Genomic DNA, 24,679 nt, shown 5'->3' with positions numbered 1-24,679 from the left:
GCAGAAAATCGGCGAGCGTCAGTGCATGTGGCCATGGTCGTGCGTGTGCTCGTGAGGACGGTCGTGCTCTCCATATACGGTTGAAAACCGCACATTCGCCTCAGCCAGGGCCGGCATATGCTGGGACAGTTCGTCCTTCAGCGCTGCCGCGATCTTGTTCGCTTCCGACAGCGGCAGGGTTTCGTCTGCGGCAATTGCGATGTCGGCGTGCAATCTATGACCGATCCAGCGCGCCTTGGCATCGACAATGCGTGCGCCCGCAACATGCTCGGCGGCATGTCGGATTTCATCCATCACACCGGGTTCGATTCCATCCAGCATGCGGGTCAGCACCGAGCGGGCCGATTGCCAGACGATACCGAAGATCGCAATCGTGATCAGCAGGCCGACAATCGGGTCGGCCAAGGAAAAGCCGAGCCAGACGCCGATGGCTCCGATGACCACGGCAAGGCTGGTAAGTCCGTCGGTGCGGGCGTGGTAGCCGTCGGCAATCAGTGCCGCGCTGTTGATTTCGCGGCCGACACGGATACGGAACACGGCAACCGCCTCATTGCCGAGGAAGCCGACAATGCCCGCCGCAGTCAGCCAGCCGAGGTGTGTCACCACTTGTGGATTGATCAGCCTGTCGATGGCTTGGTAGGCGGCGACTACAGCGCTGAACAGGATGATGAGCACGATGATGATGCCGGCCAGATCCTCGACCCGACCCAAGCCATAGGTGAAGGTTCGCGACGGCTTGCGCCGCGCCAGCACGAACGCAATCCATAGCGGGATCGCCGTGGTCGCGTCGCCGATGTTGTGGATCGTGTCGGCCAGCAGCGCCACACTTCCCGACAACGCAACCACGACCGTCTGCAATGCCGCGGTGATGGCCAGGATCACGAACGACCATTTGATTGCCCAGATGCCCCGGTCGGTGGTGGCAATTGTCGCATCGATGACGCCATGGGTGTGACCGTGCGGACCGTGACCGCCGTGATGATGTGCGGCGTGCGAGCCGAACCCGAGCCTGTCCAGAATGCGGGCCACGATGGCATTCATAGATATTTCGCCAGCTGCTTGAGTTCCGCCAGCGAGTTGCCGCCGGTTTCCACGCTGTCCGTCAGGCAATGCTCGATGTGATCGTTGATCAGCTCGCGCTTGGCGCTGCTGATGGCCCGTTCGACGGCGTGAAGCTGCTGCGCCAGATCAACGCAAGGGCGATGCGCCTCGATCATGGCCAGCACCGCCGTGAGGTGGCCTTGCGCGCGCTTCAGGCGCTTTATGATCGAAGGATGCGAGGCGTGGAGATGATCTGACATGCCCCAGCATATCCTCCCGGGGAGGATACGCGTCAAGCTCTAAGTCAGCTGTGCAACTTCCGGAAAGGCTTCATTTTGAGCATTGCTTGTTCTATGCCTTCCGCATGAAGAAGCTTGCCCGTTTTCTTGGCCTGCTGGCCGTTGCAATAGCGCTAGCGGTAGCGCTGGGCACGCTGCTGCCGCGCCCGCTCTGGCCGGCGGCCGTTGCCGATCCGATCGGCGCAAGCCACCGCATCTTGGTGCTGCAAAATCCAATCCACACCGACATCGCGATCCCGGTCGACGATGATGTGCGCCGGCGCTTCCATTTCCTGGTCGATGCCGGCATTCCAGCCGACATGGCGGAGGTCCGCTACATCGTCTTCGGCTGGGGCGGCCGCGCCTTTTATCTGGAGACGCCGACCTGGTCGGAGCTGAAGCCGATGCCGGTGATGAAGGCGCTGACCGTCGATGCCTCGGTGATGCATGTCGACATTTCCGGCGAAATCGCCGAACCGCATCCCGAAGTCGCGGGTTTCGACATTGGCGAGGAGCGGTTTACGGCGCTGCTCGATTACATTGCGGCAAGCTTCCAGCTGGGGCCGAACGGTGCCATTCCGATCGAGAATGCGGCCTATTCGCGTTTCGATCGGTTTTTCGAGGCCAACGGTCATTTCAACGCGCTGGTCGGCTGCAACACCTGGACGGCGGCGGCACTGCGCACGGCCGGCCTGCGCACCGGCTGGTGGAATCCGCTGCCGGCCTCGCTCGGCATGTCGATGCGGCTTTACAATTGAAGAGGGTTCCGGCTGATCAACGCCGCGATCCTTCGCGCCCCCTCTGTCCTGCCGGACATCTCTCCCACGAGGGGGGAGATTAGCGGCTTCGGCGCCTTGCTAGGTCGTGCAACCTTGAAGATTGGCGAAAGCCAATGTGATGGCCAATCTCCCCCCAAGTGGGGGAGATGTCCGGCAGGATAGAGAGGGGCGCTGTCCCGCCAGCCTGTCGTGCGTATCATCGCGCGCCATCGTCCAACGCCCGCCAGCCATAGAGCCAATCGAGATCGGCGGCGAGCTTTTCGGGTGAGCGCATTGCCAGGAACAGGTTGCGGGCCATCGCCACCGGCCCGGCCGCGTGCCAGGCGAGGCGGTTGACGGCGCCGCGGCGGGCGACCTGGGCGACGCGCGGCCGCCGCGCCTGTTCCCAGGCGGCAAGCGCCCCCTCAAGATCGGCAGGCGAAGCGGCAACGAAGCCGGCAAGCGTCGCCGCGTCCTCGATCGCCATCGCCGCGCCCTGTGCGGCAAACGGCGTCATCGCATGCGCCGCATCGCCGATCAGCGCGATGCCTTCCGGCGTCGTCCACCGCCGCTGCTCGACGGTGTGGATCGGCCATGCCGTCCACGGCGCCGCCTCGCTCGCCAGACGGGCCAGCGCCGGCGCGGTACCGCGCATGGCGCTGGCGAGGCTGGCGTGGTTGGCATTCCCCGACCAGTCTTCGGCGATGCGCTCGCCCTTGGTGAAGGCAGCGAGATTGAAGGCAGTGCCACGGCTGACCGGATAGGCGACCATATGGAAGCCGGGATAGAGGAAGGCGGTAACGCAATCGGCCGCACCGATCGCTGCAAAGGTTTGTCCGGCGGGGCTGTCGGCGACCACCGTGGCGCGCCAGGCAAGCTCGCCCGAAAACCGGCTCCTACCGAATTCGGCCGCCTTGCGGGCAAGCGTTTCTCGCACTGACGACCAGACGCCATCGGCGCCGATCAGCAGACAGCCAGCCTCGACCGTTTCGCCATCAACCGATGCAGTGACGGCAACACCTTTCGGTCCGGCTGTGATGTCGGTCACCCGCGAGCCAGCGATCAGATCGATACCGGGCTGCTCCGAAACTCGCTCCATCAGCGCTGACTGCAGATCGGCGCGGTGGGCAACGAGATAGGGCGCTCCCCAGCGCGTTTCGGCCGCCTGGCCAAGCGGTACGCGCGCCAGCTTGCGCAGCGTGGCGGCATCCTTGAGCACGACCGCCTCCGGCCGCACCGCCGTCGCCAGCAGCCGATCGAGTACGCCGAGCTGCCGTAGGATGCGCGTCGCGTTGGGTGAAAGCTGGATACCGGCGCCGGCAGCCTCGAGATGCTGCGCCTGTTCAAACAGTTTTATCCGATAGCCGCGCTCGGCGAAGGCCAGTGCCGCGGTCAGCCCGGCGACGCCCGCCCCGGCGATGACGACCTGCCGGGACTGCGTTTCTCGCATCAGGCTTGTCGCGGAAGAATCAGGCGGCCTGGTCGATATAGAGGCAGCCCGGCGGCTGCGTTTCCAATGCCTTCAGTTTTGGCGAATAGCGATAGAGCGTCGAGCAATAGGGGCAGACCTTTTCATTGTCGTCGCCCATATCGAGAAATACATGCGGGTGGTCGAAAGGCGGATTGGCGCCGGTGCACATGAATTCCTTGACGCCGATGTCGATTGCCGGATAGCCCGCATCGTTCTGGAAATGGGGAATGGAACCGCCTGCCATCGTCGCCTCCTGATCTTGTCGATTGCATCTGGATCATAACCCGTCTCTTTGCAAGATCGATGAAATGAAACTGTCGCAAAAGCCTGTCAGAGGATAAGTTAAGCCGGTTAACACCGTAATCCGCGGACGGGTGTGAGAAGAGCAGGAACTATGAACGAACTGAAGCCGGTGCAGAACGAATTCATCACCATAGAGGCTGCGAGCCGCGAAGGCGGCAATCCTGACCGCTTCGTCAACCGCGAGTTTTCCTGGCTGCAATTCAACCGCCGCGTGCTCGAGGAATCGCTGAACGCCAATCATCCGCTGCTCGAGCGCGTTCGCTTCCTGTCGATATCGGCAGCCAATCTCGACGAGTTCTTCATGGTCCGCGTCGCCGGTCTTGCCGGCCAGGTGCGCGAAGGCATCGTGCTGAAGAGCCCGGACGGCCGCACACCCGAGCAGCAGCTCGAACAGTTGCTGCGCGAGGTCGAGCGCCTGCAGGAGGACCAGCAGAACAGCCTTTCGGCGCTGATGCTGTTGCTCAACAAGGAAGGCATCGAAAGCATCACCCGCGATGCGCTGACTAAGGACGAGAAGACCTGGCTCGAGGACCATTTCCAGGAGCAGGTGTTTCCGGTCCTGACGCCGCTGTCGATCGACCCGGCGCATCCGTTTCCGTTCATTCCCAATCTCGGTTTCTCGATGGCGCTGCAATTGCGCCACCGCAAGAACGGCGAGGAAATGAGCGCGCTTTTGCGCCTGCCGGTGGCGCTGAGGCGCTTCATCCGCTTGCCGGATCGCAAGCATCACGTCCGCTTCATTCCGCTCGAAGAGGCGGTCAGTCTCTACATCGGCAAGCTGTTCCCCGGTTATGAGGTCAAGGGCTCCGGCACGTTCCGCATCATCCGCGACAGCGATATCGAGGTCGAGGAAGAATCCGAGGATCTGGTGCGTCTGTTCGAGACGGCGCTGAAGCGGCGACGCCGCGGCTCGGTCATCCGCATCGAGTTCGACAGGCTGATGCCGGCCGAATTGCGCGATTTCGTCGCCGGCGAGCTCGGCGTCTCGGCCAGCCGCATCAGCGTGCTTACCGGCCCGCTGGCGCTTAGCCAGATCTCGGAGATCGTCGCCGTCGCCCGCGACGATCTGAAGTTCACGCCCTACAATCCGCGCTTCCCCGAGCGCATCCGCGAGCACGGCGGCGATTGCTTTGCCGCCATCCGCGAGAAGGACATCATCGTCCACCACCCTTACGAATCCTTCGACGTGGTGGTGCAGTTCCTGCGCCAGGCGATGGCCGATCCGGAAGTGGTGGCGATCAAGCAGACGCTCTACCGCACCTCCAACGATAGCCCGATCGTACGCGCTCTGGTCGACGCCGCCGAGGCCGGCAAGTCGGTGACGGCGCTGGTCGAGCTCAAGGCGCGTTTCGACGAGGAGGCCAACATCCGCTGGGCCCGCGACCTCGAGCGCGCCGGCGTCCAGGTTGTCTTCGGTTTCCTCGAGCTCAAGACCCACGCGAAAATGTCGCTGGTGGTGCGGCGCGAGGACGGTAGGCTACGCAATTACGTGCATCTCGGCACCGGCAACTACCACCCGGTCACCGCACGCATCTACACCGACCTGTCCTTCTTCACCACCGACCCGACGATCGCGCGCGATGTCGCGCAATTGTTCAACTTCATCACCGGCTATGCCGAGCCGGCCGAGCAGATGCGGCTGGCCATATCGCCGTTCACGCTGCGCAACCGCATTCTCAAGCACATTTCGGACGAGATCGGCCACGCGCTGGATGGCAGGCCGGCTCGCATCTGGATGAAGATGAATGCGCTGGTCGATCCGATCATCATCGATGCGCTTTATGACGCCAGCCGTGCCGGCGTCGAGATCGATCTCGTCGTGCGCGGCATCTGCTGCCTGAGGCCGCAGGTGCCCGGCCTGTCGGAGAACATTAGGGTGAAGTCGATCGTCGGCCGCTTCCTCGAGCACAGCCGCATCTACTGCTTCGGCAACGGCCACGGCCTGCCATCGGACGGGGCGATCGTCTACATCTCCTCGGCCGATTTGATGCCGCGCAATCTCGACCGCCGCGTCGAGACCATGGTGCCGATCACCAATCCAACTGTGCATGAGCAGGTGCTCGGCCAGATCATGCTCGGCAACATCATGGACAACCAGCAAAGTTTCGACGTATTGGCTGACGGAACCTCCCGGCGCGTTGTGCTGGAGGAGGGCGAGGAACCGTTCAACGCGCAGGAATATTTCATGACCAATCCGAGCCTGTCCGGACGGGGCGATGCGTTGAAGTCGCATGCGCCCAAGCGCATCGCGCAGTTCAAGCGCCGCAAGAAACAGAACGCAGCGACGGGCTGATGATTTCAGCATCCCAGGGCCGGCTTCAGGACCGCCGACCGCTGTCCATCATCGATATCGGGTCGAACTCGATCCGTCTTGTCATCTATGAGGGGCTGGCGCGCTCGCCGACCTTGCTGTTCAACGAAAAGATGCTGGCCGGCCTCGGCCGGGGCATCGTTTCGACCGGAAAGCTCGATCCCGAGGCGGTGACGCGCTCGATGGAAGAGTTCCGCCGCTTCCGCGCGCTCTCCGACCAGGCGGGCGCCGAGCGCATGTATGTGCTGGCGACCGCCGCCGCTCGCGAGGCCGTCAACGGCCCCGACTTCATCCACCGCGCCGAGGACGTGCTCAAGACCGAGATCCAGGTGCTGAGCGGCCGCGAGGAAGCCCATTATTCGGCGCTCGGCGTGATCTCCGGTTTCCACCCGGCCAACGGCATCGCCGGCGATCTTGGCGGCGGCAGCCTCGAACTGATCGATATCGATGGTGAGACGATCGGTGACGGCATCACGCTGCCGTTGGGCGGCTTGCGCCTGCAGGACATGGCGAAGAACTCGCTGGTCCAGGCGGCAAGGATCGCGCGCGAGCAACTGGCGCGGGCAAAATTGCTGAAGGGCGGGCAGGGCAGGGCCTTCTACACGGTCGGCGGCACCTGGCGAAACCTCGCCCGGCTGCACATGGAAATGACCAACTACCCGCTCGGCGTCATGCATCATTACGAGATCGGCATCGAAAGCGCCGCGAATTTCCTCCGGCAGGTCGCCAAGGCCGAGATCGATAAGATCAAAGGCATCGAGGGCGTCTCCAAGAACCGCCGCTCGCTGCTGCCCTATGGCGCCATCGTGCTGCAGGAGATCATGGCGGCGATGCAGCCGTCGAAGATCATCGTGTCGGCGCTGGGCGTGCGCGAGGGCTTTCTCTATTCGCTGCTCGACAAGGCCGAGCAGAAAGCCGATCCGCTGATCTCGGCGGCGGAAGAGCTTGCCCGCCTGCGCTCGCGCTCGGCCGACCACGCGCATGAGCTTGTCGAGTGGACCGGCAAGGCGTTCGCCGCCTTCGGCATCGACGAAACCGGGGATGAGGCGCGCTACCGCCACGCCGCCTGCCTGCTCGCCGATATCGGCTGGCGTGCCCATCCCGAATATCGCGGCAAGCAATCGCTCAACATCATCGCCCACGCCTCCTTCATCGGCGTCGATCATCCCGGCCGCGCCTTCCTGGCGCTTGTCAGCCTGTTTCGCCACGAGGGCGTGTTCAATGAAGCCGCTCCGGAAATCCGCGGACTGGCGACACCGCGCTACCTCGAGAGGGCGCGTGTGCTGGCGGCGCTGCTGCGCGTCGTCTATTTGCTGACCGCGGCAATGCCGGGCGTCATGCCGCGGCTGAAATGGGAAAACCGCGGCAATGGCGTGCTGGCGCTGGTGCTACCGGCAGCGCTGGCCGATCTCTACGGCGAGCGGCCGGCCGGCAGGCTGGCGCAACTGGCAAGGGTCACCAACCGCCGGCTGGTGCTGGCGGTCGAGGGCGGGCCTAGCATGTCGGTGAAGTAGGCTGTCTCAGCCAAGTAATCTTAGGTCCGCCTCAAGGCAATCGCTTCAGGTTTGCGCCGCCCCTCATTGCCCTGCCGGGCATTTCTCCCCGTATAGCGACGGGGAGAAAGATCCCTTCGCAACGGATTTCGCTTACTCCTAGCGTTGCAGAAAGGGTGCCGAGGTCGCGGCTAGCCTCCTTCTCCCCGTCACTATACGGGGAGAAGGTGCCGGCAGGCAGATGAGGGCCGGCGCCGACTTCCGCAGGTGGACGAGTCGAGCGCTAGCTTTTGCGTGAAGCAATTGCTCCAACCACCCGCCCGTCGGCTGACCATGCACCTGCGCCAGCCATTGCCAGCGCCAGGAAACCGCCTGATATGGCGATGTCTTTCATCAGCATCTGTGAATGCATGAAGGTCAGCGTCGGATCGTCGCCGCCTTGGCCATAGTGGCCGATGAAGCCCGCCGCGATGCAGAACGCAGCGAGTAGCAGTGCCACGATCGGCGTCTTGAAGCCGACGAGGATGAGCAGCCCGGCGATCAGCTCGAACAGCCCGGTGCCCCAGGCAGCGAGCGTCGGCAGCGGCAGGCCGAGGCCGGCGAAATAGCCCGATGTGCCGGCGATGTCGGCAAGCGCATGGAAGCCGGACGGCACGAACAGCGCGGCGAGCAGCAGCCGGGACAGCAAGAGCAGCGCATTGCGAGGCATGGTCTCCTCCGATATCGGCGGCCGATGCTAGCAGAGTTCCAGCCAGCAGATATAAACCGACAACGAAAAAGGGGCGCGGAAAATTCCGCGCCCCTTTGTTCAGGAAATGCTGGGCCGCTTCAGCCGCGCTTGGCGTCGATCGAATAGGCGCCGGCACCCGACGAGGCGAGCACGAGGAAGCCGCCGGCAATGCCGAGGTTTTTCATGAAATTGATCATCTGCATCTGATCGGCCCAGCCGGTGTGGGCGACCAGTGCGGTGGCGACTGTGAAGATCGCCATCACCCAGCCGACGATCCGGGTCTGGAAGCCGACGAGGATGGCGAGCCCGCCAAGCAGTTCGATCAGGCCGACGACGATGGCGGTCACCATCGGCAGCGGCAGGCCGAGGCTGCCGAAATAGCCGGCGGTGCCGGCAATGGCCGTTAACTTACCGAAGCCGGAAAGCAGGAAGATGACCGAAAGCAGGATGCGGCCGAGCAGGATCGTGCCCGAGGCGCCGGAGGCGGTGCCGGAACCGGCAAACGAAGTGTTGGTGGACGTGTTGGTGGACATGCGTAACTCTCCAGAAGGGTTTGGCCAAACGACTTGGGATAGCCGTCCAGTTAGCGCATGCCGACTGTTCACCAAAGACGTCAGATTGGTTACGGATTGTTCACCGAGGTAACGTTTTCGCGATCAACTTACCCTGGGTGCGTCATGTCCTCCGGCCGCACCAGCCGCTCATAGTCGGCTTCGCTGACCAGCCCGGTGACCAGCGCTTCCTCGCGCAGCGTTGTGCCGTTCTTGTGCGCCGCCTTGGCGATCTTGGCGGCGTTGTCATAGCCGATCGTCGGCGCCAGCGCCGTCACCAGCATCAGCGAACGGTCGAGCGCTGCCTTGATGTTGTCTTCGCGGGCCTCGATGCCGACGACGCAATTGTCAGTGAACGACAGGGAAGCGTCGGCCAGCAACTGCACCGACTGCAGGAAACAATAGGCCATCAGCGGATTGTAGACGTTGAGCTCGAAATGGCCCTGGCTGCCGGCGAAGCTGATCGCCGCATTGTTGCCGAACACCTGCACACAAACCTGCGTCATGGCCTCGCATTGTGTCGGATTGACCTTGCCCGGCATGATCGAGGAGCCCGGTTCGTTTTCCGGCAGCGACAATTCGCCGAGGCCCGAACGCGGGCCCGAGCCGAGCAGGCGGATGTCGTTGGCGATCTTGAACAGCGCCGCCGCGCAGGCATTGATGGCGCCGTGCGAGAAGACCATGGAATCATGCGCGGCCAGCGCCTCGAACTTGTTCGGCGCGGTGACGAAATCGATCCCGGTGATTGCGGCGATGCGCGACGCCACTTTTTCGGCAAAACCGACCGGCGCGTTGAGGCCGGTGCCGACCGCGGTGCCGCCCTGTGCCAATTCCTGCAGACCGGGCAGGGTCATCTCAATGCGCTTGATCGACGAGGCGACCTGCGCCGCGTAGCCCGAGAATTCCTGGCCGAGCGTCAGCGGCGTGGCGTCCTGCGTGTGGGTGCGGCCGATCTTGACGATGTGGGCGAAAGCCCTGGTCTTGGCGTCGAGTGCCGCATGCAAATGTCTCAGCGCCGGCAGCAGGTCGTGAATGATGCGCTCGGCGCAGGCGATGTGCATGGCCGTCGGATAGGTGTCGTTCGACGACTGGCTCATGTTGACGTGGTCATTGGGATGCACCGGCTTCTTCGACCCCATGACGCCGCCCAGAAGCTCGATCGCCCGGTTGGAAATCACCTCATTGGCGTTCATGTTGGACTGCGTGCCCGAGCCGGTCTGCCAGACGACCAGCGGGAAATGTTCGTTCAGCTTGCCGTCGATGACCTCCTGGGAGGCCTCGACGATGGCCTTGCCGATCGCCGGATCGAGCCGCTTCAGCTCCATATTGGCTTCGGCGGCCGCCCGTTTGACGATGCCTAGCGCCCGCACGATCGACGCCGGCTGTTTCTCCCAGCCGATCTTGAAATTGGCCAGCGAACGCTGCGCCTGCGCGCCCCAATAGCGGTCGGCGGCGACCTCGATGGGACCGAACGTGTCGGTTTCGGTTCTGGTCTCTGGCGCGCTCACGAAGTCTCTCCGGTTTGCAATTTGCAAACGGCGTATCGCGTTGCACAAACGCCTTCAAGCGGAGATTGCGGACGATGGGGATGCAAATCGGTTGAAGCAGCGCCTTTTCCTTCTCCCGCAAGGGGAGAAGGAAGAGCGCGCTCCTCACCCCGCCGTATAGCCGCCGTCGACAGCAAATACACCGCCGCTGGTCCATGCCGCTTCGTCGCTGGCAAGATAGACCGCGATGCCGGCAAGATCGTCGGTTCGGCCGATGCGGCCGAGCGGGTAGCTGCGCTCGACATAGGCCTTGAGCTCGGCTTGCGCGGCCTCAGGCAGGTTTTCGATCGACCTGCGCCGCATCGCTGTGTCGACCGTGCCGGGCGCGATGGCGTTGACCCTTATGCCGCGCGGCCCGAGCTCGAAGGCGAGCGACTTGGTCAGCGAATTGAGCGCGCCCTTCGACAGCGAATAGAGGCTGGACGGCCGCTTCGGGATCATCTTGTGTGCGAAATAGGACGAGATGTTGATCACGGAAGCCCCGCCCGGCGCGAGATGCGGCAACAGCCGTTGGGTGAGGAAGAATACGGCCGTGACGTTGAGCGCGAACGACTGCTGGAACTGATCCTCGCTGACGGTTTCGAACGGCACCAGGAACGCCACGCCGGCATTGTTGACGAGGATATCGACAGGTGGGCCGCGCCTGGCATGCTCGACCACGGCGTCGATGCCGGCGCTGGCCGACAAATCGGCCGACAGCGTTTCGACATTATCCCCGAGCTGCTTGCGGGCGGCGTCGAGCTTTTTGCCGTCGCGGCCGACGATCAGCACATCCGCGCCTTCGCGCAAGAAAGCCTCGGCGATTGCCAGCCCGATCCCGTCCGAGCCGCCGGTGACCAGTGCCCGTTTGCCGCCTAGTCTCATCCAACACTCCCGCGCATTGCCGTCTTGTCTGATAAGGAGAACAGCGCCGTTGCCAATTGTGGTCAAGCCGCCGGCCTATCCTACAATATGAACTTTCGGCTGATGCGCCTGTCTATTCGGCAGCGGCTGCACCGCGCCGAACAGCTAGGCGGGTAGCGACGAAATCCTTGACCTGATGAATGGCCTGGTCACGCGTGACGCTGCCGGGTTGCAGGCCAAGCCGCAACCACAGCCCGTCGATCAGGGCGGTGACGCCGAAAGCGATCTCGTCAGCATCGCGTGCCGGCGCCAGACCGCGCAGGCCGGACAGCAGGTTGGAGCGCATGCGCGCATGGATCACATTCTGGATGCGGGCAAGCTTTTCGTCGCGCGGCACCTCCGCGCAAAGCGAAAGCCAGGCGTGGCAGAGGGACGGCTGGAAAAGATGCGGCTCGAAATTGCCTTCGATGATGGCATCTATCCGTTGCATTGGCGTGCGCGCCTGTCTCAGCCGCTCGACCACCGCATGACGCAGCACCAGGTTCGATTCCCGCATGGCGTGTTCGAACAGTTCCTGCTTGCTGTTGAAATAATGCAGCACGATGCCCTTCGACGCGCCGGCCTGCGCCGCCACTTTTTCTATGGTGGCGCCAGCTATGCCTTCGCGCTGAAGCACGGCAAAGGCGGCCTGCCGCAGCTCTTTGCGGCGTATGTCGCTGAGACGCTTGAGTTTCACGGGGCCGGATCCATGCATCGAAAACCGACGTTGACATTTTCGTCCATCGAGATCAAGAATTGACCGTTGGGACAATATAAAAACCGAATGGTCAACGCCCGTTGGTGAAATGAGGAGAACCGAAATGCTTCGTAGCCTTGGAATAGGCGCCTCGCTCTGCGTCCTGCTGGTTAGCCAGCCGGCCTTTGCGGCTGAACCCGAGCAATGCAAGGTCGTGCGCATGGCCGAGCCTGGATGGAACGACCTTGCCTTCACCACCGGCGTCACCAGCGTCTTGCTCGATGCGCTCGGCTACAAGCCGGCAAGCTCGCTTCTGGGCATCAACGTCATCTATGAATCCTTGAAGAACAATGATTTGGACGTATTCCTTGGCTATTGGGATCCGGCGATGATCACCTACTACGAGCCCTATAAGAAGGATGGCTCGGTAGACGATGTGCGCGTCAATCTCGTTGGTGCCAAATACACCTTCGCCGTGCCGACTTACGTCTGGGAGGCCGGCGTCAAGGATTTTGCCGACCTGCAAAAGTTCGCCGACAAGTTCGGCAGGAAGATGTACGGCATCGAGCCGGGCTCCAACCAGCTGATGATGGACGCCATCGCCGATAAGTCGTTGGGCCTCGATGGCTGGCAGGTCGTCGAGTCGAGTGAAGCCGGCATGCTTTCCGAGGTCGGCTACGAGATCAAGGAAAAGCGCTTCATCGTCTTCCAGGGCTGGGCGCCGCATCCGATGAACACGATGTACGACTTCAAATATCTGAGCGGCGGCGACAAGTTCTACGGCCAGAACTTCGGCGCCGCGACGGTGACGACGCAGGTGCGCAAGGGCTATCTGCAGCAATGCCCGAATGTCGGGCAGTTGCTGAAGAACCTCGCCTTCGACATCGATTTCGAAAATCTCGGCATGGGCTATCTCATCAATGACGGTATGAAGCCGGGGGAAGCCGGCCTGAAGGCCATCAAAGGGAATCCGGATAGGCTCGGCGCTTGGCTTGCCGGTGTCACCACATTCGATGGCAAGCCCGCGCTCGACGCAGTCAAGCAGCAGCTCGGCCTGTGATATCGGCCGATCAGGCGGGCTGGAACGGCCGCAAGCGCAGGGTCGGTGCCGGCTGCACTGAAACGGCCTGCGTCGAAATCGCCGGGCAGGAGCCCGCGCTGGTGCTGGTGCACGGGTTCTCCGACACGAGCCGCAGCTTCTCCTTGCTGGCGCCGCATCTCGCCGGGCGCCGGCTTGTCATTCCGGACCTGCGCGGGCATGGCGCCTCGCCGGCCGGGACACGCGGCTTCGCCCCGGCGGATTTCGCGGAAGATGTGGCGAGTTTGATCGAGCGATTGCGGCTCGAGCGGCCGGTTCTGGTCGGGCATTCGCTGGGCAGTATGGTGGCGATCGAGGCAGCCGCGCGCTACCCCGAGATGATCGGCGGCCTGGTGCTGATGGCCGGAACGCTACGGCCGCAGATCGGTGAGGACCACCCGATGACCATTGGTGTGCGGGCGCTTCGAGATCCGATATCGCCGGCCGATCCGTTCTATGACTATTGGCATGCCTGCGAGGCCGAGGTTCCAGCGGACTTCCTGACCATGGCTGCAAAGGAGGCGTCAGCCATGCCGGCGGCACTTTGGCGCGCAATCCTGGAGCAGGTTCGGCGCGTCGATTTGACCGACAAGGCGCGCACGCTGCGCCTGCCGGCGCTTGTCATTGCTGGCGGGCGCGACCTGCTCTTCGACGAAACGCTCCAACGGCGGCTGCTCGAAGAAATCCCTAGCGCCGCGTTCGTGAGCGCGGTGCGCTGTGGCCACAATCCGCATTGGGAGGACCCGGCATTGGTCGCGGCAGCCATCGCCCGCTATTTCAAGGTCCGGACCAAAGCTGGACCCCAGCCGACAGCCGAAGCGACCGGTAGTGCGGGCTGAGACCGGTCATGAACCTTTCCGAATACGTGGCGCTGGATGCCGTCGCCCTGGCCGGGCATATTCGCTCGGGCGAATTATCGGCCGTCGAGGTCGTCGAAGCGGCTATCGAAGCGATCGAAAGCATCAATCCCGCCATCAACGCTGTGACACTGATCGATGCGGACCGGGCGCTTTCCGGCGCGGCAAGCTGCAACCGGCAGGCCGCACTCGCCGGCATTCCTTTCCTGGTCAAGGACACCGGCGTCAATGTGCGGGAGTGGCCGACGACGCACTCGTCGCTCTACTTCAAGGATGCCGCGCCGAAGCCCGACAGCGAGATCGTCCGGCGCTGGCGGGCCGCCGGTCTGATCTTGCTGGGCAAGACAAACACGCCTGAATTCGCCAACGACTTCGTGACCGAACCCAGCTTTCGCGGCCCCACCTTGAACCCCTGGGATCCTTCGCTGACGGCGGGCGGCTCAAGCGGCGGAGCTGCTGCGGCGGTGGCAAGCGGTATGGTGCCGGTCGCCCACGGTTCCGATATCGGCGGCTCGATCCGGGTGCCGGCTGCCTGTTGCGGCGTGTTCGGCATGAAGCCGTCGCGCGGGCTCACGCCTGTCGGGCCTGGTCGAGGTCAGGTCGGCGCCGGGCTCTACGCCGAAAACGTCCTGTCCCGCACCGTTCGGGACAGCGCCGCCATGCTGGACATGACTGCCGGTCCAGAACAAGGAGCGCCTTACTCCGTGTCGAAATCGGTGCCGTCCTACCTGGACTGGCTGTCTTCCCCCGGCGAGCGTCTGCGCGTTGCGTGTCTGGCGCACCGGCCGGATGGCACGCCGGTCGCGTCCGAGATTGGAGAAAAATTCCAGGAAGCCATAATCCTCCTCGAGGATATGGGGCACCAGGTCACAGAGGCGCGTTTCCCGCGGGAAGCCAGCGCCGGAGCGGACTGGAGCATCTTCTGGATGTCGGAGGTTGCGCGGCTGGTTTACGAGCGCGCCGATGAGATCGGGCGGATGCCGGCGGCTGGCGAAATCGAAAGCCTGACTCGTCACGCGCTCGACTGTTTTCGGCGGTCTTCGGCCGCCGACTATCTCAGGGCGCAGGACCACGTGCACAGCGCTTCGCTGGCGATGGCGATGGCGTTCGATGCGTTCGACCTGATCATGACGCCGACGACGGCCGACCTGCCGCCTCGGCTTGGCGCCATCCATGGCGATGGTGCTCTCTTCGACTACGACGCTTGGGCGAGCCGGGCCTACGGCTTTGCGCCTTTCACGGAAATCTTCAACGTCACCGGCCAACCGGCCGCCAGCCTGCCGCTGTTCCAGTCGAAAGGCGGCCTGCCGATTGGCATCCAGCTCATTGGCCGCAAGAACGAGGATCACCGGCTGCTGCGCGTTTCCCTTGACCTGGAGCAGGCAACCGCATGGAGGGCGCGTTACCAAGCCATCCATGCCAGACATTTTCAGGCGTGAACCAGGAGGCTCCGGGCGTAGGTGGTTTCAACGGCGTTGGTCACGCCGGCGTTGGCTGCCCGAGCAGCGATCGCGCCGTCGGCGCCAGGCGCAGAACCTCCATGGGCCTGGCAAATTCCCACTGCGCGGTCTGCTCGAATGCCTGCCATCTCGGGGAGGCAGCCAAGGCTGCCTCATGGCGGGCATGGGCTTCGGTGCTGTCGAAACCCGCGATGCTGATGAAGACGTTTTCGCCGGCCCGCACCGGCAACCGCGGAAAGCTGTTTTCGGCATGTTCGGTGATGAAGGCGGCCAGCGGCCGTGCGCCAAGTGCGGCAAGCACCGGAAGAGCCCCGGTCTGGAAATCCCTGGCGAAGCCGGCTTCCAGGCCCGGTCGCAAATGATGAATCCTGACGACAACAATTGCCTGCAAATCATTGCTTACGGTTGGTTTTTCGAAATCCGGTGTAACTGCCCGCTGCGATCCCGAGAGGTCTAGGCCGGCGCTCGGCCAGGCCGGCTTCAGCAGCAGCACGTTGTCGGATGAGATCATCGTGGCGTTGGCGGCGTCGCGCCAGGCAGCCCAGACCGGCCCGTCATAGAAGGCGGTCAGAGCGTTTTTCCGCGCTTCCATACCGTCGAAGCCGCGCAGCCAGACGAACATGTCCGGCCGGTCGAGATCGCGGAACTGGCCGATGATGGTCATCCCCGCCGTTTCCTGGCCCTCGATCAGCTGATTGTCGAAGACGCCGATCAGCGTCTCGCGCCGGCCGGGTTTCAGCGTGTATTGCCGGAGTTCGACGACGGGCGAGGCGAGCAGATCGGATTTAGATTCGGCGTTCAAAGGCAGGTTCATCGCTCGATCTCCAAAACAGGACAGTCATCCTGTTTATTAAACAGACCGGTTGTCCTGTTTTGTCAATCTGCTATCGTCTGAAGATGTCAGCAGAGATAACCGCTCGCCCAAAGTCGCGGGCTCAAAAACGCACCAACGACCCCGAAGGCATGCGCAAAAAGTTGCTCGATGTCGCCGAAGAGGCGTTTCAGGCACGCGGCTATCACGCCTCCAGCATGGGCGACCTGATGGCGACGGCGGGCGTTACCGGCGGCGCGCTGCACCACCATTTCCCAACCAAGAAGGCGCTGGCGCTTGCAGTGATCGAGGAGCGGGTCGCCGCCGCCGTAGAAGAGACATGGATCGAGCCGGTGCGGACGGCTCCCTCAGCGCGCGAGGGCGTGCGCTCCGTGTTCGCGGCCGTCGCGGCGGAGCTGGAGCAGCAGGGGTTCGTACGCGGCTGCCCGCTCAACAATCTGGCACATGAACTGTCGCTTGCCGATCCGGATTTCCGCATTGCCCTTGCCGGCATTTTTTCGACCTGGCGTCAGGCGATCGCCGACAAGATCAGCGCCGACCAGCAGGCGGGCCGGGAGCTGGGCACCGATCCGCAGCGCTTTGCAGCGTTAGCCGTCGCCAGCTATTCCGGCGCCATGTCGATGGCCAAGACCGCACAGGACGCAAGCGTGCTGCGCGACTGCCTGATGGCGTTGGAGCAGGGAATTATGTCGTCCAAAACAGGAACGAGGCGACGTAGCAGGATACTGCACAGAGCCCTCTGACGCCGGCAGGACAGAGGTGCCGCTGTCGCTGATTTCACGACCAAGGCTCCTAATTCGGCAGCGGCTTGATCAGCTCGTAGCCGACCACGCTTTCGGCACTGGTGCCCTCGTCATAGCGCCTGGCCACAACTGCCTGCAGATCGGGTGCGTAAAGCGCGGTAAACTCGTCCCGCGTCTCGCCGGCCTCGCTGCTGATCGTCTGCTTGACGGCGAGCACGGGGTATTTGCAATCACCCAGGCTGAACGTCTCCTTTCCCTTGACGTTGATCTCCAGCGTCTCGGTGCCCTTCGGCGGCTTGTTCGGTGCGAGACGGGCAAATACGATCTTGCTCTTAGCCCCCGCCTTCAGCGGGAACACCTTCCTTAGATCGGAAAAGGGGATCATCGCCAGCTGGCCTGTGCTGCTGTCGCGAAACACCTCGATCAGCCCGCCGAACAGGTATTGCGACTGCGGCGATTGCGACTGGTATTTGTTGGCCACGGCAACCATTCCGCCCGCCGCCGCACGAAATTCGCTGTGGATGCCGGGCCTTTCGAGAATGAAGCCGGCCTTGGCCGATTTGGCGTCGATGCACTCGGAGGCATGCGCTGCGCTCGTCATCGCCAGCATGGCCATTGTCATGCCGATGGATGCAGTGTTCATGGCGTCCTCCTCTGCCCGCGCAAGTTGAATGCCGAAAGCAATGCCAGACCTGGGAGAACGTGTCGACATACTTTGCGAGCAACTGGACTGCCGGTCCGCGTCGTGCTGAATTTTAGCGCATGATGTATCGCATTTCCGCCCGACCGGCTTCACGGCGCAGCTTCCTGATGAAGGCAGCGGCCGTTGCCGCGGCCGGCACTGTTTCGCACCCGGCCTTCTGCCAGACCGGGCAGCGCGTTCCGCCGATCGACGCCACCTTCCTGTTTATCGCTGATATCCATGCCTGCCGAATGGCGGACGGATTGAGCCCGCATTGCGAGCAGGAGGGCAAGACCGACGCTGCCTTGCTGCGCAATGTCGCCGCACTCAACGGCGTCGGTGAAAGGCAATGGCCGGCTGAAATCGATGGCGTTGCCACCGGCCTGCGCTCGACGGGCAAAATCGGCACGCCGCTCGGCCTCGTCGTTGGCGGCGATATCACCGACGACGGCGGTGGCCAGATCACCCAGCCCAGCGAGGGCACGCAGCTGCTTCAGTTCAGCCAGCGCTACCAGCAAGGCGTCGGCCCCGACCGCGTGCACATGCCGGTCTATGTCGGCCTCGGCAACCATGACCTCGACCAGAACGGCCCGCGCTCGCATGTCGACTGGTACCGCCGCGAAATGCGCGACTACGTCGAGGTCAACCACCGCCCCGGCGTGTTCTTCAAGCCGCCCGCGCCGGCGACCGACTACGATGTCGAGACCGATTGTTATTCATGGGATTGGGGCGGTCTGCATCTTGTCCAGACGCACCGCTTTGCCGGCGATACCGGCCATGGCGCGGCCAGCAGCCTGCCATGGCTGAAGCAGGACCTGGCGACCTATGCCGGCGACGGCCGCCCGGTCATCCTGTTCCAGCATTATGGCTGGGATACTTTTTCGATCGAAAGATGGGACGCCGCCGAGAGAACCTTCGACGACAGCGGCACGGGTCCGCCGCATTGGTGGAGCGAAGCCGACAGGCGGGCGCTGCTGGCTGTGCTGAAGGGTTACAACGTCGTCGGCATCTTCCATGGCCACCAGCACGCGACGCCAATGATCTACCACCGTGACGGGCTCGATTTGTTCAAGCCGAAGGCTGCCTTCATGGGCGGCTTTGCGTTGGCGCGGGTGAGCGAAAACAGCATGGATGTGGTGCTGGGCGAAGCCGCCGGAGATCATGGCGAGGTCACCTTCACCAATGCATACAGCAAAAGCCTGACTTTCTGACGGGCAGGGGCGGACGCAAAAAAAAGGCGGCCGAGCCGCCTTTTCCTGGTTGCGAAGGGCCGGCGTCAAAGCGCCTTCTTCACCCTGTCCTTTACGTCGCCGTAAGCCTTCTGCATCTTGCCGGTCGCCTTGTCGACGTCGCCTTCGGCCTCGGTGCGCCTGTTGCCGGTGGCCTTGCCGGCGGTCTGCTTGACTGCGCCCTTGGCTTGTTTAGCAACGCCGGCTACTTGATCCTTGTTCACCATCTCGCATCTCCTGAACCGTTCGCCTGGAGAAACGGTCGCGGATCGCTTAGGTTCCGGGTTCGGCCGGTCGAGTTGTGCCGGCTTCCGGCCGCGAAGCCGACAGGATAGGGTGCGCGAGAAGCCCGGGCAGACAGGGCCGGAGGGACAATGGCTGAATTCACGCTCTTCATCGGCAACAAATGCTTCTCGTCCTGGTCGTTGAGGCCATGGCTGGCGATGAAGCATCTGGAGATCCCGTTCGAGGAAGGTTTTGTGCGCCTGCGCACGCCCGAGACCGCGGCCAATCTGGCCAGGATATCGCCGACCGGCCAGGTGCCGGTGCTGGATCATCGGCTGCCGAATGGCGAGGTCCGGATCGTCTGGGAAACCCTTGCCATCCTTGAATATCTCGCCGAGCTGTTTCCCGAGAAAAAGCTCTGGCCGGCCGATATCGGCGCCCGCGCGCTGGCCCGCTCGGCGGCAACAGAGATGCATTCCGGCTTTCGCGAGGTCCGCTATGGCTGGCCGATGAATTTGCGCCGGCCAAAAGGCCACAAGCCGCTCGACGCCGAAGGTGAGGCGCAACGGGCGCGCATCGAGGATCTGTGGCGGCAATGCCGCGAAAAGCATGGCAAAGGCGGGCCGTTTCTGTTTGGCCATTTCACCGCGGCCGACGCCATGTACGCGCCGGTCGTCACCCGCTTCGACACCTACGGTGGCACGCTGGCGCCCGACACCCGCGCCTATGTCGACGCCGTGCTTTCGATGCCGGCGATGCGCCACTGGTATGCCGAGGCGGCGAAGGAGCCATGGCCGGAGCCCGGCCCAGACGAGTAACCAAGCAAAGCCGGTCTTTCACTTCGCGCCCCGCGGCCTATCTGAAGATCGGGCAGGGGCTTCGGAGACTTCACCATGATAGCTGTTTCTTCCGCACTGGCCGGCAAGGTCGCGCTTGTCACCGGCGCGTCATCGGGCATCGGCGAGGCAACGGCTGTGGCGCTGGCCGCCGCCGGGGCCAAGGTGGCGATTGCCGCACGCCGCGCCGATCGGCTCGAAGCGCTGGCCGCGCGTATCGAAAAGGCCGGCGGCACGGCGCTCCGTATCGAGGCCGACGTCACCAGCAACGACGATGTCACCGCCATGGTCGACAAGGTTGTCGCCGAATGGAGCCGTCTCGACATCCTCGTCAACAATGCCGGAGTGATGCTTCTGTCGCCCGCCGCCGAGGCGGTGCTCGACGACTGGCGCCGCATGATCGAGCTCAACCTGCTGGCGCTGATGGGCGTCACCAAAGCGGCGCTGCCGCATCTGAGGGCCGCCAAGGGTCACATCGTCAATGTCTCGTCTGTCGCCGGCCGTGTCGCCAATCCGGGCGCCAGCGGCTATGCAGCAACCAAGTTCGGCGTCGTCGGCTTTTCCGAATCGCTGCGCCGCGAAGTCTACGCCGACAAGGTTCGCGTTACCGTTATCGAGCCCGGCCTGGTACGCACCGAGCTCGGCGACCACATCACCAATCCGGCGTTCAAGGCTGATCTGGACAAGCGGCTCGCCGCCATGGAGGCGCTGACCGCCGAGGACATCGCCGCCGCCATCCTCTACGCCGTGAGCCAGCCGGCACACGTCAACGTCAACGAGATCGTCATCCGCCCGACCGACCAGGAACGGTGACCTCATTTGCCGAGATGTTGGGGCACGATGCGCAACCAAGTAGACAGGCGGTACGCATAGGCCTTGGAACCAGACCACCGGCCCCGCGCGAATGGTCGCATCACACAGGAACGCCCCTCGTGCCTTTTATCTGCGCGGGGGGCGTCCTGGTTGTCGTCCGCCTTTCTCAAGATCGCTCTTTCGAGAACGGCTTTCGACACCGAAAAAATGCCCCGGCGCCGAAATGGTTCCCGGCTAAGTGGTTTTTTCGGCGGGCAGTAGCCCGGCTTTTGCTGTCCGATGTGCTGGCGCGCGGCCGCCGCCGCGCGTCTCAGCGAGTGTGGCAAATCAAAAAAATTTGACTCAACGCGCAAAGAAGTCTACAAGAATTTTGTCGATGTTTGTTTGACCGACTTTTGTTATCCGCGCGCCGAGGCGCGCCTTTGACGAACTTCCCCATCAAAATCGAGACAAACGTTGTTATGCATCCGCATGACAGCGAACGAATATTTGCCATGGAAAGGGTTCGTTATGAGCACAGGCACAGTTAAATGGTTCAACGCCACCAAGGGTTTTGGTTTTATTCAGCCTGACGACGGTTCTGCCGACGTTTTTGTCCACATCTCAGCCGTCGAGCGCGCCGGAATGCGCGACATCGTCGAGGGCCAGAAGCTTGGCTACGAGATGGTCCGCGACAACAAGTCGGGCAAGATGTCCGCCGACCAGTTGAAGGCGGCCTAAAACGGAATTCAGCCTCACCGGTGACCACGGATGTACTGGCACCGGTGAATGGCAAATTCCAGCGCATGGTCGCGGGGAGGTTAAGTCCCCGCTCATGCGCATGAGAAGAACGTTTCATTGCGCGTCTCTCGGGATGTGCAGGCGCTCTCATGGAAGGTCAGGCGGTGCCTGGCCTTTTTCATTTTTGCGCTTCGACCGGCGAAAGAGCGCTGCTCGACGGCCCGGACGTGCTAAGGACGTTTCAGCAATTTGAAACCGGCTGCCGTATTGCTTTCTGCGGGATCCTGGCCGAAAGACCAGTCTCGTCACTTTTTCGGCGGCGCGCTCCGAACCAGGAGAAAGACCTTGACCGAACCTTCAAAAAAACCCCGCGACCAGGCCGAATCCATTTTCAGCAAGACGCGGACCCAGTCGATGTCGCTCGACCGCATCAATTCCGAACGGGATGCCGTCAGCCAGGCCCGCGAAGCCAAGACCGCGCGGCTGCGCGAACTGCGCCTGGAAAAGGAAGCCGACGACATGGCGGCGGCGGTTGCGCTCGCGGCCTCGCCAAAACGCGCAGGCAAGCGCTGATGGCCACCAAACGTGTGCCTCAAAAGGCGATCGCCGCCGATTCGACCATTGCCGATGTCGTGGGTGAACTAGACAAGCCGGTCGAATATGTCCGGCGCGTGCTTGAAAAGCTCGAGCGCTGCCGGCGTGTCCACGGCGATGCCCAGGTGCGGCTCGGCGTGCGCGGCCGCGCCGAATGCCCCAATTATCTGATCGAATACGTCCGGGAAAACGCCAAGACCCACGAGCGCGTGACCTTTCAGGATGCCGCCTACAGCGGCAGCACGCATCGCGAGCTGGCGCCCCGGCACATCGAGGAAGCCAGGAACTGGTCGCCCGAAGAAATGAACATCACGGCCGTTTCGGCGCTCATCGGCCGCCTCCGCAATCCGAATGCGCCATCATCGCGTTTCTCTGACGAGGATTGATATGGCAATCAAGTTTTCCGCCAAGGGCCAGCCGGCAGCACCTGCTGCCGCCGTGAAGCCGGCCAAGCCGGCCGCCGCGCCAAAAACCGGTGAAGCCGCCGAAGCGGGCACCGATCTGTTCAGGTCGCCGGCCGAAGCACCGCCGCGCAAGCCGAAGAAGAAATAGCGCGCCTTGCAGCAAAATGCCGGCCGGAAATCTGCGCCAAGGCTGCTTGCCCTGGCGGTCGCAGAGGATTTTTCGTCGCCACAAGAGGGCGCCGATCCGGTCGCCTTCGATTGCCAGACCTGTGGCGCCTGCTGCGCCTACTCATCCAGATGGCCACGCTTCTCCACCGAGGATGACGCGCAGCTCGATCTTATCCCGCAAAAGTATGTGGCGGCCGACGAAGCCGGCATGCGCTGCGACGGCGCGCGCTGTTCGGCACTGTGCGGCGAGGTCGGCAAGTCGACCGCCTGCGGCATCTACGAGATCCGCCCCGACGTCTGCCGCGCCTGCATGCCGGGCGATGACGACTGCCTGATGGCGCGCCGGGCTCACGGACTGCCGACGCCGTAATGGCGGCACTCGGGCTGGCGTCCCAGTTGAATTTCGTCAGTCAGATGATCGAAAGTCGCTGCGGTAGAGGCCGGGCGATCGTCCGGTCAACCGTTTGAATGCCTGCGAGAACGACGGCACCGATTCATATCCGACGGCGCGCCCGATCTCGCCAATGTTCTGGTTCGTTTCCCGCAGAGCCTTGGCGGCAAGATTCATCCGCCACCGAGTCACATAGGACAGCGGCGGCTGTCCTACCAGTTGAGCGAAGCGACGCGCGAAGGTGGCTCGGGACTGTGCTGCGCCGCTGGCAAGGGAAGCGATAGTCCAGGGATTGCCCGGCCGCTCGTGGATCAGGCGCAAAGCCTGCGCAATGCCCTTGTCGCGCAAGGCGCCAAACCATCCCCCTGTTCCGAGTGGCTGATGTTCGATCCAGGCACGCAACAAGAAGATCAACGTGCTGTCGAGAAGGCGTGGGGCGACAATGTCGTGGCCGCCGAGATCGCCTTTCGCTTCGACCTGCAGAAGATCCAGGGCAAGCCGTAGCGGCTCGCTGGTGCCTATCTGATTTCGGGTCAAATGGATCAGCGGAGGAAGCAGCGAAACCATCGGGTATGGCCCGACGCCGTCGAGTGAATATCTCGCACAAAGGAGAGTTGTCGCGCCGCTTTCGCTTTTCGGTTCCGCTCCGCTCCGATTCGCGGAAAGGACGGCGGATATAGATGCCGTCGGTGCATCCGCCGGATTGCACAGGGCATGTCCCACTCCGCCCGCGACAAGGATGACGTCTCCCTCGCCTAAGCTGATCGGCTCCTTTTCACCGGCTAGCCGCAACCAGCATTCGCCGTTCTGTATTACGTGGATGGCGGCATTCCTTGTCGGATCGACTGAAATACCCCATGGCCGATGCAGGGTCGCGCTGCCGATCATGGCGCTGCCAAATCTCAGCGAAGCAAGAACTTCGGACAAGGCGTCCATGAGAACCATCCTCCGATGATGACCCGGGCGACGATATTAGACGATTGGATAAGAATCTAGCGGAATAGCGTATCGACCATCTCACAAGCGCGACAGATCATGTTGGCAATGTCGGCGTGCGGACGCTCCCGTCCACAACAGGCAGAGGCCAGGCACCAGAAGGAGCAAAACATGCGTGACGAACCATCAAATCCACTTTCAGCCAAGGCTCATAGTTCGCTCGAGACCAACAAGATGATCGTCCTGGACTTCATCGACAAAGCAGTAAACCAAGGTAACATCGAAGCTGCTTCGATGCATTTTGGCGAACGCTACATCCAGCACAATCCGAACATTGCGGATGGTGCGGACGGCTTCAAAGCCTATCTGCAGCAGCTCAAACAGTCATTTCCCCTCGTGAAGGGAGAGGTGAAGCGGATTTTTGCCGAAGGGGATTTCGTCATCGTGCACATGCACGCAAAACGTGAACCGGAAGAGGAGGGCTTGGCCATCGTCGACATTTTCAGGCTGAACGAAAGCAAGCTCGTCGAACACTGGGAAGTTCGGCAGCCTATTGCCGATAGCAAGCTGCACGCCAACAGCATGATCTGAATGCGCATAGGCTCTCAGGCTGGCTTGTGCCCGCACGTTCCGCTGATTACGCTGCCGG

General features: G+C 62.9%; 29 protein-coding genes. 16 read left to right on the top strand and 13 right to left on the bottom strand.

Annotated elements, in window-relative coordinates; translation table 11 throughout:
- Positions 1-18 precede the first annotated feature (18 nt).
- Together RQ479_RS09765 and RQ479_RS09760 are read right to left on the bottom strand one after the other, a co-directional pair.
- Entirely contained in the window at positions 19-1,041 is a 1,023-nt protein-coding gene (locus RQ479_RS09765; RefSeq protein ID WP_376704933.1) for a cation diffusion facilitator family transporter, read from the bottom strand.
- Positions 1,038-1,301, bottom strand: a complete 264-nt coding sequence (locus RQ479_RS09760; protein WP_352468376.1) for a metal-sensing transcriptional repressor — start codon at positions 1,299-1,301, stop codon at positions 1,038-1,040. The genes RQ479_RS09765 and RQ479_RS09760 overlap by 4 nt, the downstream gene beginning before the upstream one ends.
- 104 nt (positions 1,302-1,405) lie before the next feature.
- On the opposite strand from RQ479_RS09760, the gene RQ479_RS09755 reads away from it, so the two are divergent.
- Positions 1,406-2,077 carry a TIGR02117 family protein gene (locus RQ479_RS09755; RefSeq protein WP_376705898.1) on the top strand — a complete coding sequence of 224 codons (672 nt, stop codon included), beginning with the start codon at positions 1,406-1,408 and terminating at the stop codon, positions 2,075-2,077.
- 217 nt (positions 2,078-2,294) lie between these two features.
- Here RQ479_RS09755 and RQ479_RS09750 read toward each other — a convergent pair whose 3' ends face one another.
- Both RQ479_RS09750 and RQ479_RS09745 read right to left on the bottom strand, forming a co-directional pair.
- A complete protein-coding gene (locus RQ479_RS09750) occupies positions 2,295-3,527 on the bottom strand; it encodes an FAD-dependent monooxygenase (protein WP_376704932.1) in 1,233 nt (410 codons plus the stop codon).
- Positions 3,528-3,546: 19 nt separating this feature from the next.
- Positions 3,547-3,792 carry a zinc-finger domain-containing protein gene (locus RQ479_RS09745; protein WP_254820632.1) on the bottom strand — a complete coding sequence of 82 codons (246 nt, stop codon included), beginning with the start codon at positions 3,790-3,792 and terminating at the stop codon, positions 3,547-3,549.
- Positions 3,793-3,942: 150 nt separating this feature from the next.
- Between RQ479_RS09745 and RQ479_RS09740 the strand changes: the two genes are divergently transcribed.
- The gene (locus RQ479_RS09740; RefSeq protein ID WP_376704931.1) at positions 3,943-6,144 is read left to right on the top strand and encodes an RNA degradosome polyphosphate kinase; all 2,202 of its coding nucleotides are present in this window, start codon (positions 3,943-3,945) and stop codon (positions 6,142-6,144) included.
- Positions 6,144-7,676 carry an exopolyphosphatase gene (gene ppx / locus RQ479_RS09735; protein WP_376704930.1) on the top strand — a complete coding sequence of 511 codons (1,533 nt, stop codon included), beginning with the start codon at positions 6,144-6,146 and terminating at the stop codon, positions 7,674-7,676. The genes RQ479_RS09740 and ppx overlap by 1 nt, the downstream gene beginning before the upstream one ends.
- Positions 7,677-7,938: 262 nt before the next feature.
- On the opposite strand, the gene RQ479_RS09730 is transcribed toward ppx, so the two are convergent.
- From RQ479_RS09730 to betI, 5 genes are all read right to left on the bottom strand, one after another.
- Positions 7,939-8,364 (bottom strand): DoxX family protein, encoded by a 426-nt coding sequence (locus tag RQ479_RS09730; protein ID WP_376704929.1) that lies wholly within the window; start codon positions 8,362-8,364, stop codon positions 7,939-7,941.
- Between the two features lie 119 nt (positions 8,365-8,483).
- A complete protein-coding gene (locus tag RQ479_RS09725) occupies positions 8,484-8,918 on the bottom strand; it encodes a DoxX family protein (RefSeq protein WP_023722731.1) in 435 nt (144 codons plus the stop codon).
- Positions 8,919-9,046: 128 nt separating this feature from the next.
- Entirely contained in the window at positions 9,047-10,444 is a 1,398-nt protein-coding gene (fumC, locus tag RQ479_RS09720; protein WP_376704928.1) for a class II fumarate hydratase, read from the bottom strand.
- A gap of 144 nt (positions 10,445-10,588) precedes the next feature.
- Complete coding sequence (locus RQ479_RS09715) at positions 10,589-11,347, bottom strand: SDR family NAD(P)-dependent oxidoreductase (protein WP_376704927.1); 759 nt, start codon at positions 11,345-11,347, stop codon at positions 10,589-10,591.
- 112 nt (positions 11,348-11,459) lie between these two features.
- The gene (betI, locus tag RQ479_RS09710) at positions 11,460-12,062 is read right to left on the bottom strand and encodes a choline-responsive transcriptional repressor BetI (protein ID WP_376704926.1); all 603 of its coding nucleotides are present in this window, start codon (positions 12,060-12,062) and stop codon (positions 11,460-11,462) included.
- 124 nt (positions 12,063-12,186) lie between these two features.
- Here betI and choX point away from each other — a divergent pair, with 124 nt between their 5' ends.
- The 3 genes from choX to RQ479_RS09695 are packed head-to-tail and all read left to right on the top strand — an operon-like array spanning position 12,187 to position 15,436.
- Positions 12,187-13,122, top strand: coding sequence for a choline ABC transporter substrate-binding protein (choX, locus tag RQ479_RS09705; RefSeq protein WP_376704925.1), 936 nt, complete (start codon positions 12,187-12,189; stop codon positions 13,120-13,122).
- Positions 13,119-13,979, top strand: coding sequence for an alpha/beta fold hydrolase (locus RQ479_RS09700; RefSeq protein ID WP_376704924.1), 861 nt, complete (start codon positions 13,119-13,121; stop codon positions 13,977-13,979). The genes choX and RQ479_RS09700 overlap by 4 nt, the downstream gene beginning before the upstream one ends.
- Before the next feature lie 8 nt (positions 13,980-13,987).
- Positions 13,988-15,436 (top strand): amidase, encoded by a 1,449-nt coding sequence (locus RQ479_RS09695; RefSeq protein ID WP_376704923.1) that lies wholly within the window; start codon positions 13,988-13,990, stop codon positions 15,434-15,436.
- Positions 15,437-15,476: 40 nt separating this feature from the next.
- Here RQ479_RS09695 and RQ479_RS09690 read toward each other — a convergent pair whose 3' ends face one another.
- Positions 15,477-16,271, bottom strand: coding sequence for an NIPSNAP family protein (locus tag RQ479_RS09690; RefSeq protein WP_376704922.1), 795 nt, complete (start codon positions 16,269-16,271; stop codon positions 15,477-15,479).
- Positions 16,272-16,420: 149 nt separating this feature from the next.
- On the opposite strand from RQ479_RS09690, the gene RQ479_RS09685 reads away from it, so the two are divergent.
- Positions 16,421-17,032: a TetR/AcrR family transcriptional regulator gene (locus RQ479_RS09685; protein WP_376704921.1), complete on the top strand. Its 612-nt coding sequence runs from the start codon at positions 16,421-16,423 to the stop codon at positions 17,030-17,032.
- Between the two features lie 49 nt (positions 17,033-17,081).
- Here RQ479_RS09685 and RQ479_RS09680 read toward each other — a convergent pair whose 3' ends face one another.
- Positions 17,082-17,675 (bottom strand): hypothetical protein, encoded by a 594-nt coding sequence (locus tag RQ479_RS09680; RefSeq protein WP_376704920.1) that lies wholly within the window; start codon positions 17,673-17,675, stop codon positions 17,082-17,084.
- Between the two features lie 119 nt (positions 17,676-17,794).
- On the opposite strand from RQ479_RS09680, the gene RQ479_RS09675 reads away from it, so the two are divergent.
- Positions 17,795-18,925, top strand: a complete 1,131-nt coding sequence (locus tag RQ479_RS09675; RefSeq protein WP_376704919.1) for a metallophosphoesterase — start codon at positions 17,795-17,797, stop codon at positions 18,923-18,925.
- 65 nt (positions 18,926-18,990) lie between these two features.
- Here RQ479_RS09675 and RQ479_RS09670 read toward each other — a convergent pair whose 3' ends face one another.
- Positions 18,991-19,170: a CsbD family protein gene (locus RQ479_RS09670; protein WP_376704918.1), complete on the bottom strand. Its 180-nt coding sequence runs from the start codon at positions 19,168-19,170 to the stop codon at positions 18,991-18,993.
- A 147-nt stretch (positions 19,171-19,317) separates the two neighbouring features.
- On the opposite strand from RQ479_RS09670, the gene RQ479_RS09665 reads away from it, so the two are divergent.
- The 7 genes from RQ479_RS09665 (at position 19,318) to RQ479_RS09635 (ending at position 23,073) form a co-directional block, all read left to right on the top strand.
- The gene (locus RQ479_RS09665) at positions 19,318-19,986 is read left to right on the top strand and encodes a glutathione S-transferase family protein (protein WP_376704917.1); all 669 of its coding nucleotides are present in this window, start codon (positions 19,318-19,320) and stop codon (positions 19,984-19,986) included.
- Positions 19,987-20,061: 75 nt separating this feature from the next.
- Positions 20,062-20,817, top strand: a complete 756-nt coding sequence (locus RQ479_RS09660; RefSeq protein WP_376704916.1) for an SDR family NAD(P)-dependent oxidoreductase — start codon at positions 20,062-20,064, stop codon at positions 20,815-20,817.
- Positions 20,818-21,327: 510 nt separating this feature from the next.
- Positions 21,328-21,537 (top strand): cold-shock protein, encoded by a 210-nt coding sequence (locus RQ479_RS09655; RefSeq protein WP_010915421.1) that lies wholly within the window; start codon positions 21,328-21,330, stop codon positions 21,535-21,537.
- Between the two features lie 345 nt (positions 21,538-21,882).
- On the top strand, positions 21,883-22,110 hold the full coding sequence (locus RQ479_RS09650) for a hypothetical protein (RefSeq protein ID WP_352508855.1): 228 nt from the start codon (positions 21,883-21,885) through the stop codon (positions 22,108-22,110).
- Positions 22,110-22,517, top strand: a complete 408-nt coding sequence (locus RQ479_RS09645) for a hypothetical protein (RefSeq protein WP_254820653.1) — start codon at positions 22,110-22,112, stop codon at positions 22,515-22,517. The genes RQ479_RS09650 and RQ479_RS09645 overlap by 1 nt, the downstream gene beginning before the upstream one ends.
- A 1-nt stretch (position 22,518) precedes the next feature.
- Complete coding sequence (locus RQ479_RS09640; RefSeq protein WP_023722752.1) at positions 22,519-22,683, top strand: hypothetical protein; 165 nt, start codon at positions 22,519-22,521, stop codon at positions 22,681-22,683.
- Positions 22,684-22,734: 51 nt separating this feature from the next.
- Entirely contained in the window at positions 22,735-23,073 is a 339-nt protein-coding gene (locus RQ479_RS09635) for a YkgJ family cysteine cluster protein (RefSeq protein ID WP_376705897.1), read from the top strand.
- A gap of 36 nt (positions 23,074-23,109) precedes the next feature.
- On the opposite strand, the gene RQ479_RS09630 is transcribed toward RQ479_RS09635, so the two are convergent.
- A complete protein-coding gene (locus tag RQ479_RS09630; protein WP_376704915.1) occupies positions 23,110-23,982 on the bottom strand; it encodes an AraC family transcriptional regulator in 873 nt (290 codons plus the stop codon).
- 219 nt (positions 23,983-24,201) lie between these two features.
- Here RQ479_RS09630 and RQ479_RS09625 point away from each other — a divergent pair, with 219 nt between their 5' ends.
- Positions 24,202-24,621 carry a nuclear transport factor 2 family protein gene (locus RQ479_RS09625; RefSeq protein ID WP_376704914.1) on the top strand — a complete coding sequence of 140 codons (420 nt, stop codon included), beginning with the start codon at positions 24,202-24,204 and terminating at the stop codon, positions 24,619-24,621.
- Positions 24,622-24,679: the final 58 nt, after the last annotated feature.

The sequence above is a fragment of the Mesorhizobium sp. ISC25 genome (assembly GCF_042295465.1).
Lineage (GTDB): Bacteria > Pseudomonadota > Alphaproteobacteria > Rhizobiales > Rhizobiaceae > Mesorhizobium.
Note: the sequence above shows the minus strand (reverse complement) of the source record. Positions and strands in the feature narration are given on the sequence as shown.